The organism is Paenibacillus sp. DMB5, from assembly GCF_001517085.1.
Classification (GTDB): Bacteria; Bacillota; Bacilli; order Paenibacillales; family Paenibacillaceae; genus Paenibacillus_AQ.
This window is the reverse complement of the sequence record NZ_LRAC01000037.1, coordinates 122,242-144,523: the sequence shown is the minus strand read 5'-3', so window position 1 is coordinate 144,523 and position 22,282 is coordinate 122,242. Positions and strand designations below refer to the sequence as shown.

Sequence of the window (22,282 nt, the reverse complement as noted above, 5' to 3'; positions counted from 1 at the left end):
TTAAGGGGGAATAGAGATGCTGAAGCTGGTTGTTACAGATATGGACGGGACTTTTTTGAATGATAGCGGAACCTTTGACACGGCCCTGTTCGATGAGGTATACGGGGAAATGCAGAGAAATAATATCGCTTTTGCAGCCTGCACGGGCAAGCAGTGTGAACGGGTGGAGGAGCTGTTCCGCGGGCGCGGGCAAGGCCTATGGATTCTGGGTGACAGCGCTGCACGCATCAAACGTGACGGGGTGCTGGTTAGGGAATTTATGCTGGACCGCGCTCTGGCATCACGTGCTATTGCACTTATAGAGTCGTTTGCCGGTGATCTGATTCTGATTGCCTGTACGAGCGAGGGGGCTTATGTCAGCAGCGGGATTTCAGATGAAGCCTTTGATCTGGTGCGGCATTCTTATGCAAATGTGCGCAGAACAGATTCTTTTAACGAGGTGGCGGGTGAGTTTATTAAGCTTACAGTCTTTGATGCCGCCGGCCGGAGTGCGCTGATCAGACAGCATATTGAAGAAAGCCTGCTGGGGCAGATATATATCGTTGATTCTGAACCGAGATGGGTGGACATTACAGCCCGCGGTACCCATAAGGGGGAGACGGTCAGAAGGCTGCAGGAGATGCTTGGAATTACGAAGGAAGAGACCATGTCCTTTGGGGACGGGGAAAATGATATCGAGCTGATGGCCGCGGCTAAATACAGCTTCGCCATGAGCAACGCCTGCGAGAATACGAAGCAATCCGCCAGCTTCATTACGAAGTCGAACGAAGAGAACGGTGTGCTGCTGACCATCCGCAAAATGATGGAGCTGCAGAACGGGATGGCGGTGTAGTCCGCTTTTAGCGAGAGATAAATGGTGCTGTTCTGCAGCCAAAGTCAGAAAAAACCGCAAGCCTCCCACGATGGGGAGCTTGCGGTTTATTTTTAAACAGGTGAGGCCTACTTCTTCAGGCTCTGTCCGTCAGTAGCAATAACGTCCTTGTACCAGTAGAAGGATTTCTTGCGGTAGCGCTCCAGCGTACCTGTGTTGTCGTCGTGGCGGTCCACATAAATGAAGCCGTAACGCTTGCTGAGCTCTGCCGTCGATGCGCTGACCAGGTCGATACAGCCCCATGCGGTGTAACCCATAATCTCAACGCCGTCCTCCAGCGCCTCGCCTACCTGAACCAGGTGGTCGTTCAGATATTTGATCCGGTAGTCGTCGTTAACGGTCGGCACGCCGTCTTCACCTGTAATCAATACGTCCTTCGCGCCAAGTCCGTTTTCCACGATAAACAGCGGTTTCTGGTACCGGTCGTAGAACATATTCAGCACGTAGCGCAGACCCTGCGGGTCAATCTGCCAGCCCCATTCACTTGCTTCCAGGTATGGATTAGCTGCACCGCTGAACAGGTTGCCTTCGGTCTGGTTACGGCTGTTGTCGTCACCTGTTTCGCAGATACTTACATAGTAGCTGAAGGAGATAAAGTCTACCGTATGCTTCAGGATGTCCGCATCTCCCGGCTCCATATGAATCTCGATGCCATTTTCACGGAAATAGCGTTTCATATAGCCAGGGTATACGCCCCGCGCATGCACATCGCCGAAGAAGTAGTTCATATGCTCCGACTTCATTGCCGCGATCACATCGTCCGGGTTCGGAGTCAGCGGGTAAGTCGGCATACTGAGGATCATGCAGCCGATTTGGGCTTCGGGATCGATTTCGTGTCCGATTTTGACAGCCGTTGCACTGGCTACCAGCTCATGATGGATGGCCTGATACAGATCCTGCTTGCTCAGCTGGTCCTTCGGTGTGTAAATCCCGCCGCTCATGAACGGCTCATGCAGAATAGAGTTAATCTCGTTAAAAGTCAGCCAGTATTTCACTTTACCCTTGTAGCGTGTGAACAGTGTTCTGGCATAACGCTCGTAGAAGCCGACCAGATCCCGGTTAACCCAGCCGTTATATTGCTTGGACAGGTGCAGCGGTGTCTCGTAGTGGGAGATCGTCACCAGCGGCTCGATTCCGTATTTATGGCATTCGTCGAACAGGTCGTCGTAGAATTGCAGGCCTTTTTCGTTAGGCTCCAGCTCGTCCCCGTTCGGGAAAATCCGCGTCCAGGCAATGGAGGTACGGAACACCTTGAAGCCCATTTCGGCGAACAGCTTGATGTCTTCCTTGTAGCGGTGGTAAAAGTCGATGCCGACCAGCTTCATATTATCTTCAGTAGGCTCTTCGGTAATCGGACCTTTGATGCCCTGCGGAGCTACGTCCTGGGTGGACAGGCCTTTGCCGTCTTCATTATATGCGCCCTCCAGCTGATTGGCTGCTACTGCGCCGCCCCACAGGAAGTTTTCAGGAAATTTTACAGTCATTTAAATCCCGCCTTTTATAGTTGTAGTGAGAGTTATGGTAAGCTATTAATATGTCCTATACCTGCATGCTAAATGTTGAAACGCGTTACATGTCAAGAACTTTTTTGTGAATATAAGGAGAGAGCTATGTCGAATCTTGAGCAAATCGCCAAGCTGTCGGGATTTTCCAAAGCCACCGTATCAAGAGTGCTGAACCAGTCTCCCCATGTAAGCCAGCCGACCCGTGACAAAATTCTGGCGATTATGGAGGAGCTCGACTATGTGCCGAACGGCAATGCCATCTCCCTGTCCAAGGGGCAGACGATGCAGATTGGGATGGTGACGGAGGGTATTAATGAGGTAATGCTGCCGTTCCTGAACAGCTTTGTGGAGACGGCCAGCCAGTACGGCTATCAGACTATCATTTATACCTCAAGCGGTGATCCGAAAAAAGAGCTGCAGGCGTTTGAGGATATGCGCAGAAAAAGAGTGGATGCGCTCGTCATCAGCACCTGTGTCAACGATCTTGCGCTGCTGGGCAGCTACTGCAAATACGGGCCGATTGTCTCCTGGCAGCGGATGGAGCTTCCGCAGATTGCCTCGGTGGCAATGAACCAGTACGACGGGTATACGCTGGGGCTTGAGCATGTGATCGGCCGGGGGCGCACGCGCATCGCTAACGCATACGGCAGGCCGAGCAGCATCAATACGCTGGGCCGGATGAAGGCTTATGAGGATGCCGTGCGTAAGCACAAGTTAGCGGAGCTGCCGCAGTGGTCCCGCACCGCTATTCATTCCATCCGGCAAGGTGAAGAGCTGGTCAAGGAGATGCTGGCAGTGGAAGATCCGATGCAGCGGCCGGATGCCGTTCTCTGCGCCAACGATCTGGTGGCCGCTGGCATTGTAAGCGAGGCGCGCCGGCAGCAGCTGCGGGTGCCGGAGGATCTGGCCGTCATCGGCTTCGACAATACAGAGCTTGCCCACACGCTGGGGATTACATCCATTTATAATCCGATTGCCGATCAGGCGAAAAATGCTTTTCACCTGCTGCTTAGCAAATTGACCGGTACGGGCGAGCCGCAGCAGAAGCTGCAGTATTGCCTGGTGCAGCGGGCGACTACTTGAGTGGTATAGCAAAGGGAGAAGGCAGAGGTAGGCGTAAAGGAACAGGTGCAGATACAAGTCCAAGTAGAAGCACAGGTAGATGAGCTGTCCGGCTGGTCATGATGATGACTGGCGGGGCGGCTCTTTTTTTGCAAAAGGATGAAGTCTGCGGGAGTCAGAAGTCGGGAGTCGGGAGCTGCGAGGCTGCGTGCTGAACAACTAAGTGGAAATTTGCTATCTATTTTCGGGAAAAACGCCGGCCTGAGGTCACTAGTTGGAAAAACGTCACTTAAATCTGCTGATTACGCTCCGGATAAGGGATTCCGCCTAAAATAAGTGTTGATTATCCAACTAATGATTAGAAAAACGGAGAAACGATGGAATTAAGTGTCGAAAATCCAACTAGATATTTGGGGGCAGTCTCACCGGTAGCTTGACGGCGTATTGTTCCTGAATTGTTTGAATACCCGGTTAAAGGTCCGGACATTCGTAAACCCGCAGTCGAGCGCGATGTCGATAATCGGCTTGTCACTGCTGAGGAGCATTTCCTCGGCTTTATTGACCCGGATATGATTCAGGTAAGAGATGTAGCTCATGCCGGTGGTGCTTTTGAAGAATCTTGAGAAGTAGAACAGACTCATCTCCGCCTGTCTTGCTGCATCCTCCAAAGTAATGACCTCTGCAAAATGGTCTTCCAGGTAATCGAGTACGTTCTGCATCACCTTCATGCTGCTCATCCGCCGCATGTCTTTTTTCTGGTCGGCCGGTTCTGTAGAAAGATGGCGCAGCAAGAGTCCGCAGAGCTCGTTCAGCTGACCGGTAATGACCTGCTCGTAATGAGGCAGCTTATTATTAAGTTCATGTTCAAGCTGAAGCATAAGTCTGGGAATGTCGGCCATACCGGAGGCTTCAATGTCTGCCTGGTCCTGGCCGCCTGTACAAATAAAAGGGTCAGTCAGCCGCACATCCTTCGGCCAGCCGCCGGGGCTAGCAATTAGCTGTGGGTTAAAGATAATCAGCTGAATGACCGATTCCCGACCAGTGCTGTCATAATAATGAATGTCTCCGCTGCTGCAAAAAGCCATATCCCCCTTATGAAGCACACGGCTCTCCAGATTAATGCCCATCCGGATGGACCCCTCACGTACATACACAAACTCCAGATCCGTATGCCAATGAGCCAGGAAATTGATATTGCTCACCTGCCAGGAGCTGAACGGCAATTGGGAAGGATACATGCGGTTTTCGTGAAAAGCCTTCATACATTGCTCCTTTGGAAGCAGGCACATGGATAGGTGCTGCCGGTAAGTTTTATTAGATAATAGCAAAAAATGACCATATAGACAATAAAAATGGCGAGCGCCCGAGAGCGCTTGCATTACAATGGAAGGGAACAAGAGGACAGTAGAGATTCAATATTCTTAACAACTATAACTTGGACTGTAAAGGAGCATATAGACATGGCTAAACAGGCTTTGATTGTAAGAGGCGGCTGGGACGGGCATGAGCCGGTGCAGGTATCGGAAATTTTCGCGGGGCTGCTGGAGGCGGAGGGCTTTGAGGTTGAAATCTCCGACACGCTCGATAGCTTCAAGGATGAGGAAAAGCTGCTCGGGCTCAGTCTGATTGTCCCGATCTGGACTATGGGCGAGATCAGTAACGAGCAGCTGCAGCCTGTGCTGAAGGCAGTAGCTTCAGGCGTAGGGCTGGCAGGCTGTCACGGCGGGATGTGCGATTCCTTCCGCAACAGCGTCGAATGGCAATTTATGACCGGATCGCAATGGGTAGCCCATCCGTTCAACGACGGGGTGGATTATGTGGTCAACATGGTGCAGTCCAGCTCCAGTCCGCTTATCGAGGGAATTAAGGATTTCAAAGTAAAGTCGGAGCAGTATTACCTGCATGTTGATCCGTGCATTAACGTACTGGCGACCACAACATTTCCAGTCAGCGAAGGTCCGCATTCCGCCAATGGCGTAATCACCGTGCCGGTTGTATACACCAAGAAGTGGGGCGAAGGCCGCGTATTCTATAACTCCCTGGGCCATCATGCGGATATCTTCGATATTCCGGAAGCAAAGGAACTGATGCGCAGAGGGTTTGTGTGGGCAGCGAGATAAATGCGGAAGATATGCGATTAAACTTAACAATGAACAGGTGGGATTGCTTTGGATAAGGTAAAAGTCGGGATTGTCGGCTGCGGGAATATCAGCGGGATTTATTTTGAGAATCTGACCAAGCTGTTCGTCAATACAGAGGTTTATGCCTGCGCGGATGTATTTAAGGAACGGGCAGAGGAAGCTGCAGAGAAATACGGCGTGCCTAATGTATGGTCCACGGAGGAGCTGCTCGCTTCACCGGATATTCAGATCGTGGTTAATCTGACTACGCCGAAGGGCCATTTCGACGTGTGCAAGCAGGCGCTGCTGTCCGGCAAGCATGTCTATGTGGAGAAGCCGCTGTCGCTTGAGCTGGAGCATGGGCAGGAGCTGGTAAATCTGGCTGCGGAAAAAGGGCTGATGCTCGGCTGTGCACCAGACACTTTCCTGGGCGCGGGAATCCAGACCTGCCGCAAGCTGATTGACGACGGCTTTATCGGCGAGCCGGTGGCCGCTTCGGCCTTCATGGTCTGCCACGGGCATGAGAGCTGGCATCCGGACCCGGAATTCTATTACCAGGCAGGCGGCGGGCCGATGTTTGATATGGGCCCTTACTATCTGACAGCCCTCGTATCGCTGATGGGTCCGGCTGCAACGGTTGCTGGCATGACCAAAACTTCCTTTGCGCAGCGGACCATTACCAGCGAGAAGAAATTCGGCAAGCGGATTGATGTTGAGGTGCCGACACATGTTGCAGGTACAGTGCAGTTTGCCAGCGGTGCTGTAGCCACTATGATCACAAGCTTCGACGTATGGGACAGCACGCTGCCCCGTATCGAAATCTATGGCACCCGGGGAACGCTGATTGTTCCCGATCCCAATACCTTCGGCGGGCCGGTTCTGCTGAAGCCGGCGGGCGGCACCGGCTTCATGGAAATTCCACTGGTGCATAATTACGCAGTCAACAGCCGGGGGATCGGCGTAGCGGATATCGCAGACTGCATCACGAGCGGAAACCGTCCGCGTGCAGGCGGCGAGCTGGCCAACCACGTGCTGGAGATCATGCACGCCTTCCACACCAGTTCCGATACGAAGCGCTACGTAGAGCTCGCCACCAGCTGCGAGCAGCCAAGACCGCTGCCGCTGGGTCTGATCAAGGGCTACATTAGCTAGGAAGCTATCAAGATCTTCTCTGCAGCTCCTTGGGGGGCTGCAGGCAGATCTTTTTTGACAGAGGCGGAGTTGGAGCAGACGCCCTCTGCCGGTTAATGTGCTGCACCGCATGGGAAAGCGGCGGAGTAGCGATTGTTTCCCCAAGCGGGAATGGAGCGTTAGTTACCTAAGGCTTCGGCTTAGGTAACTACGGCCGGCCGGTTTGCGGGGCATTAGAGGGAAAAATCCCACTAATGTAGCAGTAAGCGGCCGGTTTGCGAGGCAATAGAGGGAAAAATCCCACTAATGGAGCAATTGGGCCGCCGGATTGCGAATTTTTTAGCGTATCGGTACATGTTCCATAATTTTTAATGGTAAGTTCTTTAGTTTCTGTATAGGACAGGGCAACCGATAAGAGTAAAATGAAGGGGGCTTGAAGTAATTCGCTGCAAGCGCTAGCAACAATATGATGAGGTATTCCGCCGGTTGACGCAAACAACAACAATGTAGCTCGAGAATAACTTTGACCGGCAGTAATGAAACCGGATTACTGTAAGTAGCAGTTCAGACAAGCCCTAATAATAGTATCCCCTGGCGTAAAGCCAAACTATAATCCTAAAGGAGTCAATAAACATGAGCAGTGTCAAACCCAATCAACCGCTAGTAACTCATATTTTTACCGCTGATCCGTCCGCCCATGTGTTTGAAAATAAAATCTACATCTACCCGTCACACGACCTCGATCACGACGGCCCGGATAATGATAACGGCGACCAGTATAAAATGGAGGATTACCATGTACTGTCGCTGGACAACTTCGATTCTCCTGCTGTGGACCATGGCGAAGCGCTTCACTTGAAGGATGTGCCATGGGCCTCGGCCCAGATGTGGGCACCGGATGCGGCGTACAAGAACAATCAGTATTACCTGTACTTTCCGGCGCGCGATAAGGACGGAATCTTCCGGATTGGCGTAGCCACCTCACCGAATCCGGCGGGACCGTTCAAGGCGGAGCCGGACTATATCCAGGGCAGCTACAGCATTGACCCTGCCGTGCTGGTGGACGAGGATGATCAGGCCTATATTTACTTCGGCGGACTCTGGGGAGGCCAGCTCGAGAAGTGGCAGACCGGCACCTTCCAGCCGGAGCAGACCGAAGGGCCGCCAGCAGACCAGCCGGCAATCGGGCCGCGCGTAGCCAAGCTAAGCGAGGATATGCTTTCTTTTGCAGCCGAGCCGCAGGAGATTTCGATCATCGACGAGGACGGCAATCCGATTACTGCGGGTGACGAGGACAGAAGATATTTTGAAGGACCATGGGTTCACAAATATAACGGCTATTACTACCTGTCCTACTCAACAGGCTCGACGCATAAGCTGGTGTACGGAATCAGCCGCAGCCCGCTTGGACCGTTTACGTTTAAAGGCACGATTCTTACCCCGGTCATCGGTTGGACCACGCACCATTCCATCGTCCAGTTTGAGGATAAATGGTACCTGTTCTATCATGACAGCTCCTTGTCGGAAGGTGTGAACCACAAGCGCTGCGTGAAATATACGGAGCTGAAATATAACGAGGATGGAACCATTCAGACGATCGATCCCTACCCTGCCGGAGAATAACAGGTACCCCTTATAGCGCCAAAATAAAGCACAAGAACCAGTGTATTAGAGGGTCTTGTGCTTTTTCACGGAAAAAGGTGATGGGATTCGTCTGAAGCCAAATGTCCGTATCCTCCTAATTGATGACTTGAAACTTAAGGTTTCAAGCCGCCGCCGGCCGTTACAATAAAAACACAATAACAAGCAAATCGACAGGAGTGCAGCCGATGCAATACAGCAACCCCGTAATCCCCGGGTTCCATCCCGATCCCAGCATATGCCGGGTTAATGAGGACTATTATTTGGTTACCAGTACCTTTGAATATTTTCCGGGGGTACCGATTTTTCATAGTAAGGACCTGGTTCATTGGCGGCAGATCGGCCATTGCCTGACTACCCCTGAGCAGCTGCCGCTGGGAAATGCGTGGAGCTCGGGCGGTATTTATGCCCCGACAATCCGTTACCATGACGGCTGGTTTTATATGGTCACTACCAACGTCAGCGGGATCGGCAATTTCTACGTTAAAACAAGGAATCCGGAAGGGCCGTGGTCAGCCCCTGTTCCGGTCAAGCAGGGCGGCATCGACCCTTCCCTCCTGTTCGATAATGACGGCCGCGTATACTTCCAGTCGTCGTGTAACGGGACTGAAGGACATGCCATCTACCAGTGTGAGATCGATATTGAAACCGGAGCTATGCTGACAGAGAGCCGGTTTATCTGGGGAGGCACCGGAGGCGCACATCCGGAAGCCCCGCATCTGTACAAGATCGACGGCTGGTATTATCTCATGATCGCAGAAGGCGGCACTGAATACGGGCACATGGAGACGATTGCTAGAAGCCGGCAGCCGTACGGGCCGTTTGAGCCCTGTCCGCACAATCCGGTGCTGACTAACCGGAGTATGGACAGCAGCATTCAGGCTACCGGACACGCCGATCTGATCGAGACGCAAGACGGCAGCTGGTGGGCAGTATGCCTTGGCATCAGGCCGGTTGCCTATCCGAAGGCGCATCATCTGGGCCGCGAGGTGTATCTGGCTCCTGTCACCTGGACAGAAGAGGGTTGGCCGGTATTCGGCCGCGATACACATATCGATCCGCAGATGGAAGCGCCGGAGCTGCCTCTGACTCCTTGGCCGGAATCCCCGGTCAGAGACGATTTTAATGAAAATCGGCTGGGCTTCAACTGGACCTTTTTGCGCAATCCCCTGGAAGGCAGCTGGTCTCTGGAGGAGCGCATGGGTTATCTGGTACTGCACGGGCATGAGACCGGGCTGAGTAATGCCGGTGCTCCAGCTTTTGTCGGCCGCAGACTCAGCCACTTCTCCTGCAGCATTGCGGCGGCAATGGAGTATGAGCCGGAGCATGAGGGGGAGGAAGCAGGGTTAACGGTCTTCATGAACGAAAAGCATCATTATGATCTGGCCGTAACACTAGTGGAGGGCAGCAAAAGGTAGTTTTCCGTAAAACAATCGGCTCCCTGCAGACAGAACAAATCTGGGATTGTCCGGAAGGTTCCGTTGAACTGAAGGTCAAGGCTTTTCCTAAGAAAATAGTTGCTTCACTGCAGACAGCACAAGGCAGCACTATAGACCTTGGCTGGGGCGAGACACATCTGCTCAGCACAGAGGTTGCCGGAGGCTTTACGGGCGTATTTATTGCCATGTATGCTGCGGGTTCCGCAGAGGGGCAATCCGCTCCGGCAGCTTTTGACTGGTTCGATTATGAGCCTATAGAGCAGCGGGACGACCAGTAGAATTATTTTAGACTATTCAAATTGTAACTGGAGCGAATCACAAACCGGCTTATACCCAATCTTTTGATAGATGCTGTTAGATGTGGGATTTGCCAGGTCTGTATATAAGACGCACTTGGTAAATCCTTTATCCAATGCAAGCTGGCTTATTTGCGCCACAATGGAAGTAGCATAGCCCTTGCTGCGCTCATATGGAGGGGTATATACAAAGGCCACACCAATAGCCGTCTGCATTACCCTTGTATATCCCGCCATAGAAACGGGAATGCCGTTATCCTCTAAAATATAGATTTTTTTCGATTCTATCCGGTAAAGGTAAGGGGCTGCCTCTTGCGGGATGGACATTTCTGTCTTTCCATAAATCCCCGCTGCATTGAATGCTTCCACCCAGTATGGGAAAAAATGAATATCCTTATTATCGAGCAACCGAACGTTACCAGGCTTTTGAATGCCCGGGTTTACTGCCGTGAGTTCGTATATACGCTGGTTCATTACTGTTTTAAACGTTATTCCCTTGCTCAGGGTATATTCCTTGGCAAAATATTCTGCCAGCGTTTTTTCGGTTGTCACACCTGGAATTTCACGGTCTTTCAGCCCGTCTATCAGACAGCTTACAGCTTCCGGATTAATGTTGTTGTCTGTTGCATAAAGCGTAATATTGTGCGGCGGCGTCATTATGGCGGTAAGCTGTATGTCCTTGTCATCCGAAATCGTTGCCATAAGCCAGTTTACAGGGTCACGCCAGTCTGTTTTGTCCTTTCCTTCATGCCCCATGATAATATTGCCAAGAGGAATCATATTTTGGGCTTCATGATGCATCAGCACATCATAGGTATCCTTGTAAAACGCATGCACATCCGTATACAACTTGAACTGCATTCTACTACACCCTTTCTTCGGCTCGACCTTATTTGGAGTTGCTCCGCGTTAATTCAAGAATTCCCCCTATAAGCCTTCGGTGACATACCGTAGGCTTTTTTGAATTGGCGGGTCAGATAATTGCTGTCATTGAAGCCGCACATATAGGAAATCTCCGTGATGGAATGCCTGCTCCCGCGGAGCAGGGTACAGGCCAGCTCCAGCCGCAGACGCTGGATGTAGGCGATTGGGGTCGTCTGATAGTACGCCCGGAAAATCCGGTTCAGATGCCTGACCGAAATCCGCGACTGCGCAGCAATATCCTCCAGTGTGATCTGCTCACAGTAATGATCCTCAATATACGAGATAGCGCTGGCCAGGTGCATCAGGCTGTTATCCGTTCCGGCCTCCTGATTCTCATAGTGCCTGGACAGATATACCACCAGCTCCATGAACCGTGAGGCGAGCATTGTCTGGTAGCCCTGCTGCTTCTCCTCGTATTCTTTAATCATTGCAGCGATGAACGAGGAGACATGCTCGAGGCTGGTGATCGGCAGATTCAGCTTGCTTTTGAACCCGTTGATGCTGCGGTAAAACGGCTCCAGCACAAACAGTGCCTGATAGCCGTTCAGGGTTCTGAGGTCAGGGCCTGCGGATTTCAGCATCTCGGCCTTATACATAATGTTGCAGATTTTAAAATCGTACGGTGCCTTGTAAGCATGTGGTGTGCCGCCGCTGATGACAAAGACATTCCCTTTTTTGATAAAGGATTCCTCATCATTAACGATATGGGTCGCGTGTCCGTTAAGCACGATAACCAGCTCGGAGAAATCCGCATGCTTATGGAGCGACATATCCTCCTCATGACCGCCGTATTGGATAAAGAACGGGAATTGCTCATCTGTAGTGAACCAGTTCAGATAGACATTACTCATAAGGGGACCTCCCGGAAAATGCGGCCTTCGTGTCTATATAATGCTATTTTATGACCTGAAAATCAAGGTATCCGGCCAAAGCACCAGAGTAAAATGAGAGCATCACCAAGAGCAGCGCTGATAGGCGATGAGGTTTGCAACCGCATTCAAGAAGCTTATGCATCAGATTAGAGCTAAAGGGGGATTTACCAGATGAATCATAATAAGGTATCGAAAAAGCTGGGGGCAGCACTGCTGGCAGGCTTACTGCTGGTATCGGCCGGCTGCAGCAATTCCGGAAACAACGCCGCAGACAATACGAACGGGAACAGCGGTAATGATACGGAGCCGGTGACCTTCACGTTTTTTGGAGCCGATGCCAGCCCGAACTGGAACAACATGCAGGACGATGTAGGCAAAGAAATTATAGCGAAGACCGGCGTTACCTTGCAGGCGGAATTTGATGTGGGCGGCGGAGGCGGACAGGATCGGATTGCCATGATGGCCGCAAGCGGCGAGTACCCGGATATTATTTTCGCCAAGGGAGAGATTGGCAAGCTGGTGGATGCGGAAGCGCTTATTGATCTGACCGATTTGATCGATAAGCACGCGCCCAATATCAAAAAGGTCATGGAAGGCAACATGAACCGTATGAAATACAGCAAGGACAACGAAGCGATTTACTCGATTCCGACGAATGTCGGCGTGGGTGAACAGAAATTTGACGCAACCAACGGTTTCCAGATTCAGCACCGGGTGCTCAAGGAACTGGGCTATCCGGAAGTGAGAACGGTCAAGGATTTTGAGAATGTGCTCAAAGAATATTATGCCAAGCATCCGACGACAGATGGTCAGCCAACGATTCCGATGACACTGAATGCAGACGGCTGGAAGATCATGATTACGGTAACCAACCAGGGGGATATTACGACTGGCGGGGCCAATGACGGGGAGTACTATGTGAATCCGGAGACGTATGAGACGATGCTCCACTATAAAAAACCGGAGGAAAAGGAGTATTTCCGCTGGCTGAACCATATGTACAATGAGGGGCTGCTCGATAAGGACTCTTTTGTGCAGAAGGATGACCAGTATAAAGCAAAAATCTCCAGCGGCCGCGTGCTTGGTCTTAGCTCGGTGGAGTGGGAGTACCAGGATGCGGAGAATGCCCTGAAGTCGGCCGGCAAAGACGAGTATACGTATGCACATTTCCCGGTTACCCTGAGTGAGGAATATAAGGATCATGCGATGCAGGCTGTCGGTGTGGACGGCTACGGTATCAGCATCACTACTGCCTGTAAAGATCCGGTCCGGGCAATCAAGTTCATCGACTGGCTGTCCTCGGAGGAAGGGCAGGTGCTGAGAAACTGGGGCATCGAAGGTAAGACCTACAACGTAGAGAACGGAAAACGTGTGATGCCAGCCGATATTCTCGATCAGAAGGTTAATGATGCGGGGAATTTTGCCAAAAATACAGGGGTTGGCTTGTATTCGATTTTTGGAGTCCGTTATGGGGACGGCGTGAAGGATTCCACGGATAATTACTACACCACCAACTTCCCGGAACAGATCCAGGCCGAGTATTCGGAGGCGGAGAAGGAATCTCTGGCCGCATATAATGCAACCACTTGGAAGGACCTGTTCCCTGCCGAAGACGAATTTCCGGTAAAAGAGTGGGGGGCACTCTACAATATGCCTGTTCCGACAGACGGGGAATATCAGGTGATCTACCAGAAGACTCAGGATATTGTCCAAAAACGGATTCCGGAAGCCATTCTCTCCAGTCCGGATAAATTCGATAAAATCTATGATGACTTCATTGCCGAGCTGAACAAAGCCGGAGCCGAGAAGATGGAGAAGGAATATACAGAGCTGGTTAAAGCGAGAGTGTCGCTGTTTACCGGTAAAGATGTTAAATAGTATATGGTAAAAGAGGGCTCTGCCGGATTAGCGGCAGGGCCCTTGTCTGTGGTTCAGTACCTGTGCTTATGCAGGCAGGGTACCATCGGGCAGTAACGGATCAGCCCTTCGGGATGCTGCGGTAGCGGGAGGGCGAGAAGCCGGACATTTTTTTGAACAGTCTGGAAAAATAGTAAGGGTCGCTGATCCCGACAGCCGAGCTGACCTCCTTGATGCTGAGCTCCGTAAGGTCGAGCAGCTGGCCGGCCCGCTGGATTTTGAGCCGCAGAAAGTACCCGATCGGGGGAACTCCTGTCTCCAGATTGAACAAATGAATCAGATGCTGCTGGGACAAGCCGACATGCCGGGCCAGATCCGTTAGCCGGATGGATTCTTCCATGTGCTGGTTCATGTATTTTATCGCCTGCTCCAGATAATGCTCCCGTTTCTTCTCCTGCGCCGACTTGCTGGTGTTAAGCCCGATGCCGGACAGCAGCTGCCGGGTGGTCTGGGCTACATGAACATGCGAGGTCAGTGAATACGTCCGTTCGGCCAGAAGCTCATAGGCAGGCTGGAACCATTCAGTGAATCTTGCAATTCCGCTGGGGGAAAGGGCGAGCGGCCCGGCAGACAGACCGAACAGGCTGACAAGCCGGGCGGCATGGTTTCCTTTGAAGTGGAACCAGTAGATGCTCCAGGGATTCCCCGCTGCGGCCCCGTAGCGGTGGGGGGTATCCGGCGGAATGATCACCAGTTCACCTTCCCGCACAGTCATCCGTTCCCCGGACCTGAGCTCAACCCATCCCTCGCCCGATTCGCAAAAAATAAAAATATGTGCGGGTGCCCCCTCAGGGCGTTCCCGGAAATGATATTCCGCATTGGGAAAATAGCCGATATCCGTTACATAGAGCTCGGAAGTCAGCGCTTCCTGCTCCAGCTCCTTCATCCAATAATCAGGGAGAACGTACAGCTTCTCCTCTGTGAAGCCTTCACGCTTTTGCATCATGCGGCCGGCCATTTGTGAGCCTCCTTCTTTTGCAGGAAATATAAGTATTTGTATGTTTTACGTTATAAATGATCCTTATATTTCTCACAGAAACGGATACCGTCCTGTTTAGGACGGCGTAGCCGTTTCTACTTGCCGAATATGAATATAATCCATCACTTCCCGCATTTCGTCAATTGGAACCTCCGCTGCCGGAGGCTAAAGTAGAACTATAAAAGCAAGGGAGGCTAATGCAGACATGAATCAAACGATAAATGCTCACACGCCCGGAGAAGGTCCGTCAGCGGCTGCACAGGTACAGGTATGGGAGTCAGAGGTGCTTATTCCTACGTATGAAGCGGGAAAGGCTGACCCGAATCCGATGTTCCTGGAGAAACGGGTGTATCAGGGAAGCACTGGCCGCGTGTATCCTCATCCCGTAATTGAGTCCATCTCGGATGTGAAGGCCGATAAAAATTACAAGCTGGTCATTCTCGAAAATGAATATGTGCGGATCGAGATTATGCCGGAAATCGGCGGACGGATCTACCGTGCACTTGATAAAACCAACAACTATGATTTCGTCTATTACAACCGGGTAATCAAGCCTGCGCTGGTGGGTCTGGCGGCCCATGGATTTCTGGAGGCATTGAATTCAACTGGCCGCAGCATCACCGTCCTAATACTTTCGGTCCGGTAGAATACCGGTTCGGCAATCGGAGGATGGAAGCGCCTCCGTATGGGTAAGCGAAATTGACCGGATGTACGGCACCAAGGTGACGGCGGAGTTCAAGCTGTATCCCGGCAAAGCCTACCTGGAGATTAACGCACAGCTATATAACCGGACTCCTGAGCCGCAGACGTTCCTGTGGTGGGCTAATCCGGCGGTGGCGGTCAACGACCATACACAGTCTGTATTCCCTCCGGACGTTACCGCCGTGTTCGACCATGGTAAACGGGACGTATCCCGCTTCCCGATTGCTACCGGAACTTATTATAAACAGGACTATTCCGAAGGGGTCGATATTTCCCGCTATAAAAACATTCCGGTTCCGACTTCTTACATGGCCTATAAATCAGACTATAATTTCGTCGGCGGCTATGACCATGGTGTCCAGGCCGGCCTGCTGCATGTAGCGAATCATCATATCTCGCCCGGCAAAAAGCAGTGGACCTGGGGCAACGGCGAGTTCGGCCAGGCCTGGGACCGCCAGCTGACCGATGAGGACGGCCCGTATATTGAGCTTATGACCGGTGTGTATACAGATAACCAGCCTGACTTCACCTGGCTGCAGCCTTATGAGGAGAAGACATTCACGCAGTATTTTATGCCTTACAAAAATATCGGCGTTGTTAAAAATGCTTCGATTGAAGCAGCGGTTAACCTAGAGGTGGATGCCGCATCGGCCGGGCTGAGGTTCAGGCGTATGCCACTTCGGTACTGGAGCAGGCTACGATCGTGCTGAAAGGAGCAAACCGGACGTATATTGAGCGGTCGGTACAGCTGTCTCCGAAGGACGAAGATGCTTTTAAGGAGAGTGTAACGCTGGAAGCAGGTGAGCAGGAGCATGATTTGAAGCTGACTGTCAGAGCTGCTGACGGCAGACTGCTGATTGCTTATCAGCCGAAGCGCCCTGACATTGAGCAGGTCCCGGATGCCGCCAAGCCGCTCGCTGAGCCGCATGAGCTGCGCTCCACCGAGGAGCTGTACCTGGCTGGTCTGCATCTGGAGCAATACCGGCACGCCACCTTTGAGCCGGAGGATTATTATCTGGAAGGCTTAAAACGGGATAAAGGTGATATCCGCCTGAATGTGGCTTACGGAACGCTGCTGCTGCGCCGTGGCCTGTACAGTGAGAGTGAAGCGTATTTCCGTACAGCGATTGAACGGCTGACCTGGAGAAATCCGAACCCTTACGACAGTGAAGCTTATTACCAGCTGGGCGTTTCGCTGCGCGGCCAGAACCGTCTGGACGAAGCATACACTGCCTTCCACAAAGCGGTCTGGTCGGCTGCCTGGCAGGATGCCGGCTACTTCTCACTTGCCCAGATCGCAAGCTGCAAGGGTGAATATGCTGAGGCCCTGGATCTGGCTGAGCGCTCACTGGTCCGCAATTCACGCAACTACAAGGCCCGTAATCTGAAAGCGGCTATGCTGCGCAAGCTTGGCCGGTATGAGCAGGCACTTGCTTTTGCACAGGAAACTGCTGTTCTGGATGTAGCTGACTTCGGCGCCTATAATGAGCAGGCACTGGCACTTGCTGCTCTTGGTGATGCAGCTGCTGCAGAAGGCGTGCTGGCGGAACTTCGTCTGCTGATGCGCGAAGACGCACATAACTATCTGAATCTGATCGCTGATTACATGGGCTGCGGTCTGCTGGACGAAGCTATAGCAGTCGGCTTGCGAATGGTTCCGGCTGAAGGAACGGTGTATCCGATGGTGCATTATGCGCTGGGTGAGCTGTATGCACTTGCCGGCCGCCCTGAAATGGCTGAGGCACAGCGCCGTGCCGGACAGTCTGCCGACCCGGCCTACTGCTTCCCGAACACCCTGTTCGAGCTGGATCTGCTGGAAAGCGCCGTCCGGGCCAACCCGGAGGATGACAAAGCCCACTATTATCTCGGCAACTTCTATTATGATAAAAAACGTCCAAAAGAAGCGATTGCCGGCTGGGAGCGTTCGCGTGAGCTGCGCGGGGACTTTGCAACCGTACACCGCAATCTCGGTCTTGCTTATTACAACAAACAGGGCGATCCGCAGGCAGCCATGGAATCGCTGGAGCGGGCCTACACCTGTGCTCCGGAGGATGTACGGATTCTGTTCGAGCTGGACCAGCTGCGCAAAAAGCTGGCTTTACCTGCGCAGGAGCGGCTGGATATTCTTGAAGCTAAGCGCAGCCAGGTGGAGCAGCGGGATGATCTGTTTGTAGAATATGTTACGCTTCTTAACAATCTGGAGCGTTACGATGAGGCACTGGCAGCACTGGGCTCCCGCAATTTCCACCCTTGGGAAGGCGGAGAAGGCAAGGTAACCGGACAATATAAATTTGCCCATACCGAGCTTGGCAAGCAATTGCTTAAGGAAGGCCGCTATGAGGAAGCGCTGGCCCATCTTCAGCAGGCACTGGTTTATCCGCTGAATCTGGGCGAAGGCAAGCTTGAAGGGGCGCAGGAAAATAATATCTACTATTATATAGGACTGGCTTACGAAGGTCTGCAGAAGCAGCAGGAAGCTAAGGCGAGCTACATGACCGCTTCACAGGGGCTGGAGGAACCGACAAGCGCGATGTTCTATAACGACCAGCCGCCGGAAATGATTTTCTATCAGGGACTGGCCTGGAGTAAGCTTGGCAATGAGAAGGAAGCGAAGCGGCGGTTTAACAAGCTGATCGATTACGCGGAGAAGCATATTTTTGACGAGATCAAAATCGACTACTTTGCGGTATCCCTGCCGGACTTCCTGGTGTTTGAGGATGATCTGGACCGCCGCAACGTTATTCACTGCCGGTACATGCGCGGACTCGGGCTGCTTGGACTCGGCCGGGCCGCAGAAGCAGCGGCAGAGCTTGATACAGCACTGGAAATGGAGCCTATTCATCAGGGGGCTATGATCCACCGCCGGTTGTGCGGGCAAGCAGCGGAGTAATTGGACGGTTTGAAGCACCAGATCTCATATGAAGGGTTGCGGTACCTTTGATTAACAGCGGGCGATATAGAGCAAAACTGGATACGGGCTGGACGTTCCAGCCTGATCCTCAGAACCAGGGTGAACGGGAAGGCTGGCAGGCTAAAGGCCTGCCGTCCCCTTTGGCAGTTACAGTTCCCCATACCTGGAATGTGCAGGAAGGCCTCGAAGAATACCGAGGTGCAGGCTGGTATGAAAAGCTGCTGGAGGCTCCGGAGGAATGGACAGGCCGCCGGGTCCGGCTTTTCTTCGAGGGGGCATACCGGGATACGGATATTTGGGTTAACGGCACATTGGCCGGGAGCCATTATAATTCCGGTTATACGCCGTTTGAGGCGGATATTACGCCTTACATTCTTGCCGGGGAAAATAAACTGGTAATCAGAGTGGATAACCGGAACAGTGATACGGCGCTGCCCGTGAGCAACAGCTTTGACTGGGCGGATGACGGCGGGCTGATCCGGCCGGTAACGCTGGTAATTACGGGCAATACGGCCGTAGGGCAGCTGCGGATAGAGCCTAAGGTCAGCTTCAACAGCGAAGGCAAGCATACAGGCAGTACGGTAGCTGCTGAAATTAAGCTGTGCGAGCCGCCGGCTGCTGTTGTCCAGTCGGAGATTAAGGTGTACCGCAATGAAGCTATAGTCTGGCAGGGGACAGAGGAGATTGCAGCCGGGGCCTTGACCTGGAGCTTTGCTGAGATCGGGCTGGAGCAAACCGATTTATGGCATTTTGACCATCCGCATCTGTATGAGCTTGAGGTTGTTCTGACTACTGGCGGCGAGACTCAGGACCGGGTTGTCCGCTCCTTTGGCTTCCGCGAGATTGTGGTGGAGGGTCATCAGCTTCTGCTTAACCGGGAACCGGTGCGGCTGATGGGCGTAGAGTGGATGCCAGGCTCGCACCCGGAGGCGGGTATGGCAGAGCGGCTTGAAGACCTTACGGCCATGCTCGTCAGGCTGAAAGAAGCCAACTGCATTATCACCCGCTTCCACTGGCAGCAGGGCAATGAGCTGCTGGACTGGTGTGACCGTAACGGCCTGCTGGTCCAGGAGGAGATTCCGCACTGGCAGCAGCCGGCTGAGCCGGGGAAAGACACACGCCTGCTTGCATTAAGCCAAGCGAAGGAAATGATCGCAAGCCACTCGCATCACCCGTGCATTTTCGCCTGGGGAATGGGCAACGAGCTGGACGGTCAATCTGCGGTAACTAACCAATATATGGAGCAGCTTAAGCAGGAGCTTCTGCAGCTTGATTCAACCCGGTTAGTGAACTATGTAAGCAATACGCTGCAGCTACACCCGGCGTCCGATGCTACGGCAGCAGGGGACATGCTGATGTGGAACGACTATATCGGCACCTGGCATGGTGATCTGGATGAGGATGAGGTCATCCGTCAGATCATCGCGGATCATCCGGACAAGCCGCTTGTTGTTGCGGAATATGGATTGTGCGAACCGGCCTTTGAGGGCGGGGATGCCAGAAGAACAAGTATTTTGCGGGAGAAAACAGCGATTTACCGGCGTTATCCGGCGTTTGCGGCGCTGATCTATTTCAGCCTGAACGATTACCGCACACAGATGGGTGAGGAAGGAGAGGGGCGGCTGCGGCAAAGAGTCCATGGTTCTGTGGATCTATACAACCGTATGAAGCCGTCCTATGCCGCTCTGCGTGAAGAATCTTCCCCGCTTGTGCTCGCAGGAGAGCCGGTATGGAAGGATGGCGGACTTGAGCTGACGCTGGAGTGCCGGAATGATATTCCGAGCTATGCGGTGAGAGGCTACAGCTTGACGGCTACTTTACCGGGAGGTGAGGTGATCCGGCAGCAGCTTCCTGATCTGGCGCCTGGAGAGGTGCAGACGGTGCATGTGGAGCTGCCGGATGGCGCCGGAAGTGCAAGTGAAGCTAAAGAGGGTGCTGGCAGTGAAGGCGAAGCTAAAGATGGTACTGGCAGTGAAGGAGAAGGTAAAGATGGTGCTGTCCGTACTTTAGCGTTGTCCATACTCCGGCCTACCGGCTACAGTGTGCTGGAGCTAGAGTTGGACTGACTGGATTTGTAGCGTTACTTTGAGTAATCAGGATTTTTGGATAGGAAAGCTTAAAGCCTATGGGAAGGGTCCATTAACCTTCTCATGGGCTTTTCGTTGCTGGCGGAACTAAGCGAAATGAAAGGCAAAAATGCCTTTGATTTCGGCCCAGCCGGCCAAAAAGCCGAAATGAAGGGCAAAAATGCCCTTGATTTCGGCCTTGGTGGCTCAATCCGCCAAATGAGAGGCAAAAATGCCTCTCATTTCTGGCCCGGAGACCGTGCTCCGGGCAAATACATGTTTTGTCCGTTACTCCCCTGCTCCAAGCTCATCGCCCACAGTAACCGTACCCCCCGATGCAATAGCTTCATCGACTGCAAACGCCAGCCTTACATCCGTCAAGGCATCTGCCAGAGCATAGGTGGATACGCCCGTATGCAGGAAGTCAGCCATATTAAGCAGAGCCTGTCCGATCCCGATCTCTTCATCAGAGAGTGGTGCAGCGGCAAACGGGTTGCAGAATAGCCTGCGCTGCCCTGCCCGCAGCTCACGCAGACCCAGACTGTCCAGACTGCCCTCCTGTCCGCTTTGCACCCGCATAATATCCAGGTATTCTGTCTCTTCCGGCCCGAGCCGGCAGATAATTTCATTATCGCGTATTTCTCCGTGCGATCCGCGGATAAGCACACGGTTTGAGCGCAGCGGGGAGAAATACTGGGAGCGGGTGAAGTCGAGCACAGCGCTCTGGCCGGAGGGGAAGACCATGATCGCAATATCCTGCTGCTCGGTTTTCAGGCTGTCCTCTGCTGCACGCCCCCGGTAGGAAAAGTCCATAATCGGCAGCTCTACCCGGCGGGCTGTAATTTCACAGGCTGTGCCCGTGACGGAGAGCCACTTACGGATCAGACTGATACCGTGATAACCATGCGCTACAGAGACTTGAACATGCCCGATCTGCCCCAGCTCACCTGTTCTGATATAAGCGGTTCTCGCCTGATGATGCGGCAGCAGCGGATATTGCTCAGCCACCTGAATCCGCGGGCTGCTCAGGGCTAGAGAGCGCAGCAGCTCATATTCAGCTGGAGTAGAGGCGGTAGGCGTTTCTGCCAGCACGGGTATGTTTAAAGCCGCCAGCTCCATCAGTAGAGAAGCAGCAGCAGATTTGGATACCGCAAGCACCACAAAATCACTATCTGCCGCAAGCTGCTCCACTGAACTGTATACAGTAAGCTTATGCTTTGCGATCAGCTGCTGGTGTTTTGCCGGGTTACGGATCAGGGCTCCGCTTACCTTAAACTGCTGCGGCAGCAGGTCAGCCAGCTTGAGATACATCTCCGCCCGCCAGCCGCTGCCGATGATGCCGAATGTAATAGGTTTGTTCATCAACGTTCACCTTTCCTCTTAGAGAAAAATAAGTAAAAGCGTACCGGCTGCAAAGCAATAGTAAGAAAAGTAGATTAGATTCCCTTTGGCCATAATGCCGATAAACCAGCGCCTGTCCTTTTTTTGCCACGGAGATTGACTCCGGGAATAAAATGCCCGTAAAGAACAACGCCGCTGCCGTATTTCTCAATAAAGAGTCTCCCGTCAAACTAACCGATCGCATATAGCGTTAATGGACCGGATTTTAGGAAATAAATAGTTTGGTTTAATCTCTTCTAAAATAAAGAGTAACAATAGCTAGTAGGAGTTGTCAAAACTTACAGGTTATTTGAACAAAATATAAAGAATAAATCAAGCAATGTCCATGCAAAGTTCTACATTTTTCGAGTAATTGACAGGACTGGACACCGGATTATGTGTTATCATAACAACAAGTGAAGATGAGCTATAGTAAACATACATCACATGCAATCCGTTACTCTAC

At 52.4% G+C, this 22,282-nt stretch carries 13 protein-coding genes and 3 pseudogenes; 9 read left to right on the top strand and 7 right to left on the bottom strand.

Annotated elements, in window-relative coordinates; genetic code table 11:
* The first annotated feature begins 16 nt into the window (after positions 1–16).
* Positions 17–832, top strand: coding sequence for an HAD-IIB family hydrolase (locus tag AWJ19_RS07275; protein WP_068722516.1), 816 nt, complete (start codon positions 17–19; stop codon positions 830–832).
* Between the two features lie 107 nt (positions 833–939).
* Here AWJ19_RS07275 and AWJ19_RS07270 read toward each other — a convergent pair whose 3' ends face one another.
* Positions 940–2,355 carry a 6-phospho-beta-glucosidase gene (locus tag AWJ19_RS07270; protein WP_068722514.1) on the bottom strand — a complete coding sequence of 472 codons (1,416 nt, stop codon included), beginning with the start codon at positions 2,353–2,355 and terminating at the stop codon, positions 940–942.
* Between the two features lie 126 nt (positions 2,356–2,481).
* Between AWJ19_RS07270 and AWJ19_RS07265 the strand changes: the two genes are divergently transcribed.
* Complete coding sequence (locus AWJ19_RS07265) at positions 2,482–3,459, top strand: LacI family DNA-binding transcriptional regulator (RefSeq protein WP_068722512.1); 978 nt, start codon at positions 2,482–2,484, stop codon at positions 3,457–3,459.
* 401 nt (positions 3,460–3,860) lie between these two features.
* Here AWJ19_RS07265 and AWJ19_RS07260 read toward each other — a convergent pair whose 3' ends face one another.
* The gene (locus tag AWJ19_RS07260) at positions 3,861–4,700 is read right to left on the bottom strand and encodes an AraC family transcriptional regulator (protein ID WP_068722510.1); all 840 of its coding nucleotides are present in this window, start codon (positions 4,698–4,700) and stop codon (positions 3,861–3,863) included.
* Positions 4,701–4,898: 198 nt separating this feature from the next.
* On the opposite strand from AWJ19_RS07260, the gene AWJ19_RS07255 reads away from it, so the two are divergent.
* The 4 genes and pseudogenes from AWJ19_RS07255 (at position 4,899) to AWJ19_RS07240 (ending at position 10,047) form a co-directional block, all read left to right on the top strand.
* Positions 4,899–5,558, top strand: a complete 660-nt coding sequence (locus AWJ19_RS07255; RefSeq protein WP_068722508.1) for a ThuA domain-containing protein — start codon at positions 4,899–4,901, stop codon at positions 5,556–5,558.
* Positions 5,559–5,606: 48 nt separating this feature from the next.
* Entirely contained in the window at positions 5,607–6,710 is a 1,104-nt protein-coding gene (locus AWJ19_RS07250; protein WP_068722506.1) for a Gfo/Idh/MocA family oxidoreductase, read from the top strand.
* 612 nt (positions 6,711–7,322) lie between these two features.
* Entirely contained in the window at positions 7,323–8,312 is a 990-nt protein-coding gene (locus AWJ19_RS07245; RefSeq protein ID WP_068722504.1) for a glycoside hydrolase family 43 protein, read from the top strand.
* A gap of 206 nt (positions 8,313–8,518) precedes the next feature.
* Positions 8,519–10,047 (top strand): annotated as a pseudogene (locus AWJ19_RS07240) (glycoside hydrolase family 43 protein).
* Positions 10,048–10,059: 12 nt separating this feature from the next.
* On the opposite strand, the gene AWJ19_RS07235 reads toward AWJ19_RS07240, so the two are convergent.
* Together AWJ19_RS07235 and AWJ19_RS07230 are read right to left on the bottom strand one after the other, a co-directional pair.
* Positions 10,060–10,926 carry a GNAT family N-acetyltransferase gene (locus AWJ19_RS07235; protein WP_068722503.1) on the bottom strand — a complete coding sequence of 289 codons (867 nt, stop codon included), beginning with the start codon at positions 10,924–10,926 and terminating at the stop codon, positions 10,060–10,062.
* A 53-nt stretch (positions 10,927–10,979) separates the two neighbouring features.
* Entirely contained in the window at positions 10,980–11,840 is an 861-nt protein-coding gene (locus AWJ19_RS07230) for a helix-turn-helix domain-containing protein (RefSeq protein ID WP_068722501.1), read from the bottom strand.
* Positions 11,841–12,032: 192 nt separating this feature from the next.
* On the opposite strand from AWJ19_RS07230, the gene AWJ19_RS07225 reads away from it, so the two are divergent.
* Entirely contained in the window at positions 12,033–13,739 is a 1,707-nt protein-coding gene (locus tag AWJ19_RS07225; RefSeq protein WP_068722499.1) for an ABC transporter substrate-binding protein, read from the top strand.
* A 100-nt stretch (positions 13,740–13,839) separates the two neighbouring features.
* Here AWJ19_RS07225 and AWJ19_RS07220 read toward each other — a convergent pair whose 3' ends face one another.
* Positions 13,840–14,736: an AraC family transcriptional regulator gene (locus AWJ19_RS07220; RefSeq protein WP_241781632.1), complete on the bottom strand. Its 897-nt coding sequence runs from the start codon at positions 14,734–14,736 to the stop codon at positions 13,840–13,842.
* Between the two features lie 226 nt (positions 14,737–14,962).
* Between AWJ19_RS07220 and AWJ19_RS07215 the strand changes: the two are divergent.
* Positions 14,963–18,349 (top strand): annotated as a pseudogene (locus AWJ19_RS07215) (DUF5107 domain-containing protein).
* Positions 18,350–18,396: 47 nt separating this feature from the next.
* Positions 18,397–20,436 (top strand): glycoside hydrolase family 2, encoded by a 2,040-nt coding sequence (locus AWJ19_RS07210; protein WP_068722496.1) that lies wholly within the window; start codon positions 18,397–18,399, stop codon positions 20,434–20,436.
* 288 nt (positions 20,437–20,724) lie between these two features.
* Here AWJ19_RS07210 and AWJ19_RS07205 read toward each other — a convergent pair whose 3' ends face one another.
* Positions 20,725–21,798: a Gfo/Idh/MocA family oxidoreductase gene (locus AWJ19_RS07205; protein ID WP_082707744.1), complete on the bottom strand. Its 1,074-nt coding sequence runs from the start codon at positions 21,796–21,798 to the stop codon at positions 20,725–20,727.
* An 18-nt stretch (positions 21,799–21,816) separates the two neighbouring features.
* Positions 21,817–21,909, bottom strand: a pseudogene (locus tag AWJ19_RS36330) (UDP pyrophosphate phosphatase); the annotation flags it as partial.
* Positions 21,910–22,282: the final 373 nt, after the last annotated feature.